The organism is Bacillus sp. EB106-04-04-XG123 (genome assembly GCF_058791855.1).
This window is the reverse complement of the sequence record NZ_JBYTDZ010000002.1, coordinates 942473-955934: the sequence shown is the minus strand read 5'-3', so window position 1 is coordinate 955934 and position 13462 is coordinate 942473. Positions and strand designations below refer to the sequence as shown.

General features: G+C 43.6%; 8 protein-coding genes. All 8 read right to left on the bottom strand.

Annotation, left to right across the window (positions count from 1 at the left end):
- Window positions 1-30: 30 nt before the first annotated feature.
- The gene (locus AC3WTB_RS10200) at window positions 31-1245 is read right to left on the bottom strand and encodes a CynX/NimT family MFS transporter (protein WP_039182887.1); all 1215 of its coding nucleotides are present in this window, start codon (window positions 1243-1245) and stop codon (window positions 31-33) included.
- Window positions 1246-1267: 22 nt separating this feature from the next.
- Window positions 1268-1414: a YycC family protein gene (locus AC3WTB_RS10195; RefSeq protein WP_064498621.1), complete on the bottom strand. Its 147-nt coding sequence runs from the start codon at window positions 1412-1414 to the stop codon at window positions 1268-1270.
- A 72-nt stretch (window positions 1415-1486) separates the two neighbouring features.
- Entirely contained in the window at window positions 1487-2221 is a 735-nt protein-coding gene (locus AC3WTB_RS10190) for an alpha/beta hydrolase (RefSeq protein ID WP_492333681.1), read from the bottom strand.
- Between the two features lie 98 nt (window positions 2222-2319).
- Window positions 2320-3285, bottom strand: coding sequence for an iron-hydroxamate ABC transporter substrate-binding protein (locus AC3WTB_RS10185; protein ID WP_039182881.1), 966 nt, complete (start codon window positions 3283-3285; stop codon window positions 2320-2322).
- Window positions 3286-3383: 98 nt separating this feature from the next.
- Window positions 3384-5009 carry an AraC family transcriptional regulator gene (locus AC3WTB_RS10180; RefSeq protein WP_039182879.1) on the bottom strand — a complete coding sequence of 542 codons (1626 nt, stop codon included), beginning with the start codon at window positions 5007-5009 and terminating at the stop codon, window positions 3384-3386.
- 123 nt (window positions 5010-5132) lie between these two features.
- Entirely contained in the window at window positions 5133-5360 is a 228-nt protein-coding gene (locus AC3WTB_RS10175) for an MbtH family protein (protein WP_025093680.1), read from the bottom strand.
- 20 nt (window positions 5361-5380) lie between these two features.
- Entirely contained in the window at window positions 5381-12529 is a 7149-nt protein-coding gene (locus AC3WTB_RS10170; RefSeq protein ID WP_492333680.1) for an amino acid adenylation domain-containing protein, read from the bottom strand.
- A 15-nt stretch (window positions 12530-12544) separates the two neighbouring features.
- On the bottom strand, window positions 12545-13453 hold the full coding sequence (locus tag AC3WTB_RS10165; RefSeq protein ID WP_039182873.1) for an isochorismatase family protein: 909 nt from the start codon (window positions 13451-13453) through the stop codon (window positions 12545-12547).
- Window positions 13454-13462: the final 9 nt, after the last annotated feature.

The window sequence follows — 13462 nt, the reverse complement described above, 5'->3', positions numbered from 1 at the left end:
AACCCGTCTCACGAGGAGGCGGGTTCTTTTTTATGAAGGATCTGAAATATAGACGCTGCGTCCGGCACGCATACCGGATAAAAACATGAAAAATAGGATGATGATAAAGATGATAATGGCTGGTGTCCATGTATGTGTGAAATCAAAAAGGATACCGATCATGAATGGACCAACAGCAGCTAATAAATAACCGAGTGACTGCGCCATTCCAGAGAGGGCAGCTGCTTGTTCCATATGTCTTGTCCGCAATCCAATGAAGGTGAGCGCTAGACTGATACTAGCACCTTGTCCAATGCCGATCAATAGGACAGAGATGACAAGAATAGGTGTCGATCCTCCGAGAAGAAGTCCAATCATGCCGAGTAAATACACAAGGACAAGGCCGGCGACAAGCGGTCTTTGCGTTTTTAATTTTTCTGCAAGAACGGGCGTTAAGAAGGTGGATGGCAGACCAGCGAACTGCATAATGGACAGCATCCATCCAGCTGTTGATAGGTTCATTCCATGTGATGTTAAGATATCAGGAAACCAAGCGATGCTGCTATAGAAAAGGAATGATTGCAAGCCCATAAAAAAGGTCACTTGCCATGCGACACGTGAGCGCCATATTGGCTGCTCTGTAAGAGAAATGGTTTTGACGGCCGCTGTATTCTGATGAAGAAGCTGCGGCGCCCAAACCATCATGGCGAGAAGGGCAAGTCCAGCCCATACAAGGAATGATGTATTCCAGCCGCCAGGCATCGTATGACTAAGCGGAACACTGACACCTGATGCAAGTGCAGCGAAGACGGACATTGAAGTCGTGTATACACTTGTCATCAAACCTGCATGTGCAGGAAATTTATGCTTCACAAGCCCCGGTAAGAGCACATTACAAATCGCAATTCCGACGCCGACTAGCGCCGTTCCAATCATTAAGAAGGTGATGGTGCCAAACGAGCGAATCACAATCCCAAAGAGAAGGACAGCAAGTCCAAGCCAGAGGGTTCGTTCATTGCCAAGGCGTTTTCCGATTTTAGGTGCAATTGGAGAAAGCAATGCGAATGAAAGCAGTGGTAATGTCGTAAGAAAACCTGCCAGTCCATTTGAAAGCTGTAAATCGGAACGAATCGCGCCGATAACAGGGCCAACGGACGTAATGGCAGGCCGCAGATTAAATGCAATGAGCAAAATCCCAGCAATCAGCAGGATGGTTTGTCCTGTACTGCGAGGATGTAATGTTGATTTTTCTAGTTGTTGTTCCATGAATGTAAACTCCTTTATTTCTTTAAGAAGAACGATCTTTCTTCTGTTCAAGCTCCGCTAATTTAGCTAATAAGATATGCTGCGGCATATGCATAATTTGTTCTAATGGTACATTGAGTGATGCAGCAAGCTTTTGTGCGGTATCGGCTGAGATTTGTAAAGGTCTCATGCGCAAATCCCTCCTCTTTCAATCTATACGTTCCAATATATCATATCGGCTTTGTGTCATGCTGATAAAAAATTAGCATTCTCTTTTATAAAACCACTTTAGGGCCGATAAGAAATTTTTTTGAAATTGTTTCAGATGATGGCCCTCTCCTTGTTCAATGTAATAGTGCAGCTGCGATTCCTGCATCCCTTTCTGTAATACAAGATCATGCAGTTGTTTGGTGAATAACGGCATGTGCTGTTGAACCGATGTTTTGCCTTTCCCTTCTTCACTGCCTACAGACAAATAGACAAGGTGATCCACAAACTGAATGCTTTGTTGTTTAGCAAACGGTAGAAAATCTTCATACCAAAATGACCCGGAGATCGATGCGATATTTTTAAAAAGATCAGGGTGCATGAATAAAGTATAAATAGCAAATAGCCCGCCTAATGAAGCACCTACGTGGCTATGCTCATGACAGGTCTCTTGAACTGGGTATTCTCTTTTGATATATGGGAGCAAGTCATTCGTTAAAAATGACACATACGTCTGTGCCTCGCCTTTAAAGTCAGGGAACCCAGATCGCAGTGATGACGCCTTCCATGGGGTATATTCGTCAAGACGATTGAAGGGATGTATGCCGACAATGATGATTGGCGAGATGGTATTGGTTTCGATCATTCTTTCGATTTCTAGCAGGTGTGTTCTAAACAAAGAAGAGCCATCTTGTACAAAGACAGCTGGAACATTAATAGAAGTGTCCGGTGGTAGGTAAATATCAAGCTGACGCCCGTTAAACTCGTCATATAGAAACATTCCGTTCATGTGTCATCTCTCCTCCAAGTTTTCAAGCTCCGCTGAAAAGAAGACAAAGGGCTAAAAATAAAGATCATTTTAGCCCTTTGTCATTCGTCACATCTTTTTTAGTTGTTTTGATCTAACCATTTGACGGCCTTATCAAGGAAGGTTGTTTTGCTTAGTGCTGTTCCTCCTTGAAGCATAGGATCAACGGCATTTTCATTGATGTGCCCATTTTTCACAGCTTTTAGGCTTGTCCAAATTTTATTTTTCTCTAAGTCCTTCAATGCGTTCGGATTCGATGAGTTTTCCTCTTTAGAGAACTGAACAAAAATATAGTCAGGATTGAGTTCTCCTAGGCGCTCCAATGAAATCAATGCTTGTGCTTTGGCTTTTTTGATATCACTTGGTGCTGTAAATCCTAAGTCGCCATATAAAGTAGAGTTGAAGTATACGTCTTCAGGGTACACGTATAGGTCGCCTTGTCTAATGCGTAAAATGACAGCTGTTTTGTTGCTGCTTTTGTCTTTCAAAGTTTCTTTTGCTTGTTTAAGATCTTTCTGATAATCAGAGATGATGTTTTTGGCTTCTTCACTTTTTCCAGTCAGTTCACCGAGTAATAAAAGATTGCTTTCCCAGTCGGAAGAGACATGTGATACTGGGATCGTCGTTTGGACTTTATCTAGTTTTTTAATTGTTGCAGGCGGGAACTTGGTTGATCCAAGTATCACATCTGGTTTTAGTTTTAGGATTTTTTCTAGGTTCGGTTCTGTTTTTTCCCCGATGCCTTCAGTTTTTGCTGTGATGTCTTTAAATAATTCAGGGAAAGTGCCGCCTACAGTAGAAGCACCAATAGGCTCGATACCAAGTAATTTTGCATCTTCCATTGATTCTAGGCTTCCAGCAATGACGATTCGTTTCACTGGTGTTTTGAGTTTGTACGTTTGTTCTAAGTATTTGATGTTTGTTTCAGCTGCTTCAGCTGACTTGCCTTTGGTTGTGTTTGAAGCAGGTTTATTTTCTGAAGCACCACAGGCTGCTGCGATGATCGTCATGATACAAAGGATAAGCAATGCGAACCATTTTTTCATTTGTTTTCTCCTTTAACTGATAATTGTTCTCAATTAAAGATTGTAGTAGTCTTTCGTCCTTTTATCCATAGACAATGATCTGTCAAATGATGGACTTTTTACGGAAAAAAAGATAAAAGGTCCTGAATGACTCGTTGATGACTGGCTGCTGTGTATTCACGCCAAGGGTCAGACGTAAGTGGATAGACTGCTTGCTGCGTAACAGCTTTGAGATTTTGCCAAGCCTCCTGCTGCTTTAATTTTTGATAAAAAGCAATGGTTTTTGGTTCCTTATGCAGGAAAAGGAAGATGGTATCTGGATCTAGCTGTTGTATAGATCGAATGCTGATTTCTTTTTCTATTAGCTGGCCGTCATTCTGAAAAGCTGGCTGAAGACCAATGTCTTGAAAAATCACTTCTGACATGGTGCGATTCACAGACAAATAGAGCTGATCTTGAAAGATACGAAGAGGCAGGACGGTTTTTGGTGGATGATCAAAAAGGCATGCCTTTTTCGCTTGAATGACGAGTTCCTCGTAATGAATCAGCCATTCTTCTGCTTCCTTCGCTTCGTTTAGGAACATAGCTGTTTGTCTGAATTGAGTGCGCCAATCCAATTGTGTGAATGGAACAAAGTGAACAGGACAGATGGTTTTTAACACTTGTTTTTCTTCCTCTGTCACATGATCATTGGCAATGATCAGCTCAGGCTTTGTTTCCTTTAATAGCTGTAAATTGGCTTCAGCGTGCTCGTTGATCCGATGTGCACTCAGGTGAATCGGAATTTCTTCTGCATAATGCTCAAAATCATGTGCTGTCCATTTAGGGTGAAGAGGGGCAGCATATGGGATGATATGAATGGGTGTGAGCTGGCCGAGTATGGAATGGCCATAGGCTGCAATTTTCCGCTGCCGGCTTTTCATATAAGTAGAAGGGGTCATTCCCGTTTTTTTCTTAAAGATGCGGCTGAAGTAATACGGATCTTGATAGCCGATTTCAAGTGCAATGTCTTTGAGCTTTGCGTTGCCCTTTGCCATTAATTGTTTCGCTCTAGCCATCCTTTTCTTGGTGATATAATCAGTGACACTCACATCAAAATGCTTTTTAAATAGCTCACTGTAATGATTAGAGCTGATGCCAGCCATATGAGATAGACTTGTCAGGCTGAGAGGTTCTTCGGAATGTTGATCGATATATTGTTTTGTTTTGAAAAGGGCATGTGCCGTGTCACAAATATCTTCTTTATGCAGTGTGAAAAGCTGCATAATGAGCTGCTGAAAAAGAGTTTGGCTTCTAAAAAAGCTAATGGATTCAGGTCTTTGCCATTCCTCTGTCATATCGGACAGTAAAGAATGAATTTGTTCAATCGAACTAATATCGATAAATTGCCATTTATTCAGTAAAGAACGGGCATGTTCCGTTGATACTTCTCCTATGTTTTGATCTTGCAGCGTGTAGAGCTGAAAGCGAAACAGATAGAGCTCGTGTTTTTGATAAGGCTCTGTTTTCAACATAAATGTTTCTCCAGGCATGATCGTATAGAGTGTCAGATGTTTCAATCGCCATTTTTGATCGTTCAATGTGAGTAAACCGCTGCCGCTTATGCTGAAGAGGAGGCAGAATGTATCTGATAGCTGCTGCTCTGTATGTGGAAGCTCTGCATTATTTATTTTTTCAGTATATGTTAATCGATAGATGAATTGTTCGGCATTTGCCAATGTACGTAATTGATTGTTGTTTCCCATAAAACCACCTGATCTCTTATTGATTGATAAACATTCTCAATTAAATTGTAGCAGAAAGAGCTGAAAGATGGTGATGTTTATTCTGTCAAAAAAGCACCCTGAGTGAGATCAGGGTGCGATGATTTATTCCGTTTTTCCATGTGCTAGTGCAGGTTCTTTTGTTAAGCTTAATGGCCGCAAGTCCTGCCAGTGTGTCTGGATATAATCGATGCAGGCATTTCTAGTGTCTTCACCAAAGACCTTTTCCCATCCATCTGGCACTGGTGCAAATGATGGCCAAAGTGAATGCTGTCCTTGTTCATTGACCAGCACAAGAAATACACCGTCTTCACGATCAAAGGGATTTGTCATTTGTCATCTCTCCTTTATTCTTAGTGCTTTTGTTTGACCCGATGCAGTGCGTTGTCTAAGATGACACCAATTTCTGCTAGGGGTTTAGGCTGGCACATGTCTTTGTGCCGGCAATGAATGTCGTGCTGTTCGATTGTTCCGTTGATATAAGGTGCCCATGCTTCGGGATCAATTGGTGTAAACCAATCTGGGATAATGGTAGATCTAAAGAATAATATGTCTCCCTGATAAGTTTTTGGCTGATATTCTCCGAGCAATCGAACTGAATTCACATAGGTTTCTTTTAGATTTCTAATGGCATCTTCACTTAAGCTTGCTAGTGCACTGCCATCTTTTTTCAAAATGTCGACGGCACTTTTCATCGTGAGCGGTTCACCTGTTAAGGTATCTGGATCATAACCGCCGAGCGCAAGAAGAGCGATTAGTGCTTCTTCTTCATCAGGTGCTTCTTTAATCGGTAAGAAATGGTTTGGATAGGCATCCAGCATCGCAACGAGTGCGATTTCTTCACCTTGCTGCTGGAGCTGTGTAGCCATTGCTTGTACAACGTTTCCACCTAATGACCAGCCAAGAAGATGATAAGGGCCTTTTGGCTGAATTGTTTGGATGTGCTTGATGTAATCCGCAGCCATATCATCTAGTGTGTGCGGGTAGTCATCTTTTCTTGCGATTCCTCGTGCCTGTAATCCATAAATAGGGATGTCTTTCTCTAATGTATTCAAGAGGCCGGCATAGCACCAGCTAAGACCACCTGCTGGGTGAACACAGAAGAGAGGATACCTTTCTCCATTTGTTCGCAGCGGCAGCAAGATGTCTAGTGCATTTTCATCGCTTCCTGTTTCTAGTTTCTCTGCCAAACTTGCCACATTTGGTGCTTCAAACAATGTTCCGATACTTAGTTTGACACCAAGTGCATCACGAATGAGGCTGATTAAACGAACTGCAAGCAGTGAATGCCCGCCAATGTCAAAAAAGCGATCGTCTATGCTGATTTTAGGCAAATCAAGCACCTCTTCAAAGAGATGACATAGGATTTCCTCTTTCGGATTTCTTGGGCCGCGCCCATCCGCTTGCTGTAAATGCAATTGAGGGGCCGGCAGTGATTTTTGATCAAGCTTCCCATTTGCTGTAAGCGGCATGGCGTCAATCTGTACATATGCTGCGGGCACCATGTAATCAGGAAGACTGGCTGCTGCAAAATGACGAAGGGCTTCAGTATCGAAATGGTCTTCTTCCGTTGTGACGATATATGCGACTAAGCGCTTGTCGCCAGGCTGATCCTCTCGCATTATGACGGCCACTTGTGCAACTGCATCATGGCGTGCCAGAACGGCTTCGATTTCTCCAAGTTCAATACGGAAGCCGCGTATTTTAATTTGATAATCAGCTCTGCCAATGTAATCAAGAGCCCCTTCTTCTGTCCAGCGCGCAAGGTCGCCTGTACGATACATCCTTGTGCCAGGTGCTCCATAAGGATCGGCAGGGAATCGATCAGATGTCAGGTCAGGTCTGCCTAGATAACCTCTTGCAAGGCCAGCTCCAGCTACATACATTTCACCTGTTGTCCCAGGGGGAACAGGCTGCAGGTATTCATCAAGTACGTAAACGTGTAAATCAGGAATCGGTTCGCCAATTAAACTGCTGGAGTTCTTTGTGATCATGTCTCGATTGAGTTCATTGTACGTAACGTGTACAGTGGTTTCTGTAATGCCGTACATGTTAATTAGCTTTGGCTTACAGTCTGAGTGACGGCTGTACCAATCTTCTAATCTGCTAAGCTCTAATGCTTCACCGCCAAAGATGACATAGCGGAGTGATAATGCTTGGCCTAGTGTTTGTTGTTCCTTGTCTATCTGCATGAGCTGATAGAAGGCAGAAGGTGTTTGATTAAGCACAGTCACACCTTCCTCGACTAGAAGCTGCAGCATCTCTTCAGGAGAGCGAGAGATGGTATGAGGTACAATGACAAGCCTGCCGCCATATAAAAGTGGTCCCCATATTTCCCATACTGAAAAATCAAAGGCATATGAATGGAACATTGTCCAAACATCCTCTTCATCAAAATGGAACCAATGTTCAGTAGATGTCAGAAGACGGATGACATTTTGATGTGGGATGACCACTCCTTTTGGTTTCCCTGTAGAACCGGATGTATAAATAATATAGGCCGGATGCAGAGAAGATAGCGGTTCAATTCTGTCTATATCAGCCGGATTATGACTTGGCATAGTCAGCAATTGATCGCTCGTTTCTTTTTCGTCTAACAAAATCAAATCGCAATCAGCAGGGAGATGCACTGCATCTGTTTTTGTTGTGATGCTGCAAACTGGTTTGGCATCTTGTATCATGTATGCCAGCCTGTCTGCTGGATAGTCAGGATCAAGCGGAACATAGGCTGCGCCTGCTTTATGAACGGCTAATAAGCTTACGAGCATGTCGATTGATCTAGGCAGGGCAAGTGCAACGAACTGTTCTGGTCCAACGCCTCTTTGTATTAATAAATGAGCAAGACGATTGGCTTTGTTGTTTAACTCACCATAGGTAAGCTGCCTATTGCCATACGTTACAGCCACTCGATCAGGATATTGCTGCGCCGTTTTTTCAAATAAGGCTGGGAGACTATGTGCTTGATCTAACTGAGCGAATGTCCTTTTATCAGGGAGAAATGTTTGCCGTTCTTTATCTGATAAAATGTTCACTTGGCCAATCGGCACGTGTGGGCGCTCAGTCACTTCAGTTAAAAAGCGCTTCATTCTGTCAGCGATTGCTCGAATGGTGCTTTCTTTAAACACATCTGTACTGAATTCAAACAAACCTGTTAATCCTGCTGCTGATCCAGTTTCAGTCCTTTGTTCTGTCAATTCAATGGTCAAATCAAATTTAGCTGACCCTACTGGTTTCACGTAAAGATCTGAGTCAAGCTGTGTCAGCTTCATTTCTGCCTTCGGTGTATTTTGGAAGGCAAGCATGACTTGGAACAATGGATTTCGTGATCTGGATCGGGTAGGATTTAGGATTTCGACTAGTCGCTCAAATGGCAGATCCTGATGCTCATAGGCTGCTAAGTCAACGTCCCGCACTCGCTTCAATAGCTCACTAAAGGTTGGATTACCAGCTGTATTTGTACGTAATACTAGTGTGTTCACAAACAAGCCTACAATGTCGTCAAGTGCATCGTCATTCCGTCCAGCAATTGGACTGCCGATTGGAATATCTGTCCCCGCTCCAAGGCGTGTCATTAATGCTGCAAGTGATGCTTGAAGCACCATGAACAAACTCACTTGATGCTGCTTGGCAAGCTCAAGGAGGTTCTGATGTAAAGCGGGTTCAATCGTAAAGTCTATCGTCGCACCGTTGAAGCTTCCTTCCTGTGGACGCGGGAAGTCATAAGGCAGCTCAAGTTCTTCAGGCAAGTCATGTAAGGCACCTTTCCAATAGCTGAGCTGCTTGGCAAATAGACTATCCGTCTCTTCTTCACTGCCCAACAGCTTCTGCTGCCAAATAGCATAGTCAGCATATTGAACAGGTTCTGCTGGCAAGGAGATGGATTTTCCTTGTATACGGGCTTCGTAAGCAGCAGCTAAGTCTCGCGTCAATGGTGCAAGTGACCAGCCATCACCAGCGATATGATGCAGCAATAGAAGCAGGACGGATCGGTTTGCATCAAGCGTGAATAACTCTGCTCGCAGTGCAGGTTCTTCTTCAATTTTAAAGCTATAGCGAATGGCTTCGTTTAACTGACGCTCAATTTGTTGATCGGTTGAAGCTGTGACATGGAGTTCAGGCTGAACACTTTTCGGATGTAAAATGACCTGTCTTGGCATGCCGTTCTTATCTGGAAAAATGGTTCTAAGGGTTTCATGTTTTTCAGTGATATCTGCCAGTGCACCAATTAGAGCTGTTTGATCTAGTGTACCTGTCAGTTGAATGACAAGTGGAATATTGTAAGTTGGACTTGGCCCTTCAAGGCAATGAAGGAACCAGAGCCGTTTTTGGGCAAAGGATAATGGAATTTCATCTGGCTTGTCTTCAACCTGAAGCGGCGGCCGAATGTCCTTCGCTTTGTCAATGTGCTGCGCAAGCTCAGCAACCCGAGGCGATTCAAAAATGGTACTCATGCTTAGGTCTGCGCCAAGTGTATCGCGTATACGTCTAAGCAGGCGAGCGGCGAGTAAGGAATGTCCTCCTAAGTCAAAGAAACTATCATCTATGCCAATTTGAGATACTCCAAGGGTTTCTGCAAATAAACTACATAACATGTCTTCTTGTGGTGTTCTAGGTGTCCGCTCAGAACTAACTAAAGACATATTTGGTATTGGTAATGCTTTGCGATCGATTTTGCCGTTTGGCGTAAGTGGAAGTTCTGGCAAAACGACAACAGCAGAAGGCACCATGTAATCAGGAAGTAATGAAGCCACAAACTGTCTGAGCTCTGAAGGGTGTAGAGAAGAGCCGTCTGTGAGTACAACATATGCACAAAGCAGCTGCTGCCCAGGTTGATCTTCACGAACGATAACAGATGTATGCTTAATGGCTTGGTGCTGCATCATCACGGTTTCGATTTCACCTAGTTCAATACGGAAGCCGCGTATTTTAATTTGATGATCGGCACGGCTGATATAATCAATCGAACCATCTTCACGCCATCTGGCTAAATCACCAGTACGATACATTCTCGTGCCGCTTGTGCCGAATGGATCAGCGACAAAACGTTCAGCCGTTAAATCATATCGTCCAAGATATCCTCTAGATACTCCTTCACCAGCAATATAAAGTTCACCGATTGACCCTGCTGGGACTGGGTTTAGTCCTTCATCTAAAATATAAACGCTCGTATTCCAAATGGGTTTACCGATTGCCGGTCCGCTATTCTCTCGATGTGCTGTGACATTTTCCATCGTAGACCAGATCGTCGTTTCTGTAGGGCCGTACAAATTAGTAATGTCGCATTGAAGAGATTGCAATGTGTGCAAAAGGGAGGCAGGGAGTGCTTCTCCTCCAACAAGAACACGCATACCTGTTATCACGTCAGGGTATTCATCTGCCAACGCATGCCACAACGTCGGTGTTGCCTGCATGATTGTGACATGATGAGAACGAATCATGTCTGAAAGCTTTGCTGGTTCTTGTATGGTTTCTTTTTTTGCCAATAAAATAGCAGCCCCATGTAAAAGCGGGAGGAACATTTCCAGCCCGGAAATATCAAAGGCAATGGTCGTTACCGCTAAAAGCTGGTCTTCTTGATCTAATAAAAATGAATCTTGCATGGACAATATAAAGTTGATCACATTTCGTTTTGTTACAACAACACCCTTTGGTTTGCCTGTCGATCCTGATGTGTAGAGGATGTAAGCCGGGTGATGTGGAGAGCCCTCGCCCCAAGTCGGATTGAGATTTGGACTGCCTGCTATCTCCTGATGAACAGTTGAATCATCCAGTTGAACGATGTGTGGATGGTCCAAACCGTCTGCTGTCTCTTTGACTGTGAGCAAGCACGCCGGTTTGGCATCTTCTAGCATATAGGCGACTCGATCGTTAGGGTAATCAGGGTCTAATGGCAGATATGCAGCTCCCGTTTTGACGACGGCTAATAGACTTACGACCATATCGATGGATCGAGGCAGAGCAATGGCGACAAATTGTTCTGGTCCAATGCCATGTTTTTTCAAATAATGAGCTAATTGATTTGCCCGCTGATTTAGCTCTTCGTAAGTCAAAGTGATTCCTTCAAACTGTAGTGCTTTTGCTTGTGGCGTTTTGCTCACCTGTTTTTCAAATAGTTCCCGTAAAGATTCCTTTGGTAATTCTCGTTTTGTATCATTCCAGTGCTTGAGAATGGTCTCTTTCTCTTCAGACAAAAGAAGGTTGAATTGACTGATCGTTTGATCTTGCTCTAGTCCGGTTATTTCCTCCAGCAATTGAAGAAAACGCTGCTGATGAGCGTCAACTGCTTGCTCTTTGTAAACGGCAGGGTTTGCATCAAAGTCGATTTGAAATCCGTTCCCATCCGCGCGGTCGTATATGTTGATCGATATATCATCCACGGGTCCTGCTGAGAGGTTATGTGCTTGACCAATGCTCTGATCGAACATGAGATCATAATCAAATGGCATGATATTGATCTGCGGGCCGAATAATCGCTGATTTCTTCCGATAAGTTTAAAGTCTCTCCGCATGTCCTCGTGGCGATATCTTTGATGAGGGCGAATGGCTTTTAGTTCATCAGATACTTGGCGAACAAGTGCTGAGAGCGTCATTTCTGGTTTGCATGTTAAACGAAGCGGTACCAGGTTCATGACCATTCCGGGTGTTTGTAAGGCGCACGATCCAAGGCGCATCATCACAGGTAATCCTAAAACAATATCATGTGCACCAGTCATACGATGCACATATAAAGCGGATGCAGCAAGGATCATTTCATGCCACGTACCACCGAAGGCTGGAGCATTTTTTTTCATTTTGCTTACCTTTGCGGCATCGTAGCTAGCCGTTTTTCGGATAAAATGATCCGACGTTCTTGGTGCAAGCTCAGCAAGGCTGACAATTTCCGGTTGATCAGCAAAGCGATTTTTCCAAAACGCTTGATCATCTTCATATCGATTGGACTGTTGATAGGTGAGCTCCTCTTGGACTACGTCATGTAAGGATCCAAATGTTTGAGGGGGCATAGGTGTCCCTTTCGATAGGGCTGTATAGACCTCAGCAACACGACGCGCAATGAGCGAAAAGGCGAATCCATCAATGGCAATGTGATGAATGCGCTGATACCAGATAAATCGATCGTCAGCAAGTTGAAAAAGTACTTCACGGAATAATACATCTTTCTCTAAAGAGACTGGCGTTGAAAGATCTGCCTTCATCCATGCTTTAGCCGCATCAAGCGGCTGTTTTTCATTTTGTAAATTGATCAATTGGAATGGAATCTCGTTCTTAGATGAGAACCATTGCTTTGGACCGTCAGTATCCTCAACGAAGCGCATATACAAGGAATCTGCTTCTAAGACAGTCTTTCTAATGGCTGCTTCAAAGTGTATGGGGTCAATAGGACCTTTAATATCTATATACTCAGCTGTATTGAAAATAGGATTAGATGGATCAAGCTGCTGCGCATACCAAATGCCTGATTGGGCACCGGTTAGTGGAAATGAATCGACTGACTGGATCGACAAGGGTCTATACCTCCTTTACAAGTAATCGATATTTGGAATAGATGGCTGTTTGTCTGGGAAAAGAAGAGTCCGCCAATGAGCGAGTGTTGGATTTGCTGCAAGCTCAACGAAATTGACTGTCGCTCCTTGCTGTCTCCACTTTTCCGCTAGGCTCATCATTCTAATAGAATCAAGTCCAAGGTAGACGAGATTCTCGTCAAGCGGTATTTCATTCGGCTCCATTTGGAGATACTCAGCTACTTGCTGAAGAATGGCCTCAAAAGATAGGTCATCACTTTCTGCTTCCTGTCCTGTTAAACGACCAATGATTTGATTTGTTGTTGTGGTGACCGCACAGCGTTCAGCTGCATAGGTCATGGCCATTTTGTGATGTTTCAATGAAAAGTCAGCGACGGCATCTGCGACAAAGAAGGTTTCAATATCGAGCATGAATGCTTCTGCGGCTGTCAGCATACAGCCAATATGTGCATATACGCCAGTAATGATCAGTTGATCACGCCCGCCTTCTTGAAGAATATCCAAAAAATTAGATTTTTTGAATGCGCTATAACGCCATTTTGTCAGCATTGTATCTGTTTCAGATGGAGCAAGCTGATCAATGATTTTTGTCAATGCTTCATCATCACCAAGTCCAGGTCCCCAAAAATCTGTTAATAGGGCACGATCCTTCGGGTCTTGGTCACCAGGCTGTGCTGTATAGACGACTGGAATGCCAAGTTCATTGCATGTGTCACGTAATTGTTCAATATGCTGAACTAACTCTGTGATCGGTGATGTATCTTGTTGAAATGCATTTAAAAAATATTGCTGCATGTCATGTATCAGCAGAACAGCACGTTTCGGATCTGGTATCCAGTTCACTTTATTTTCGGGTAAATCTTGTGTGCTTGGCATTGGATATGCAGGAATAGTAGGGATTGCCATGGTTTTCAC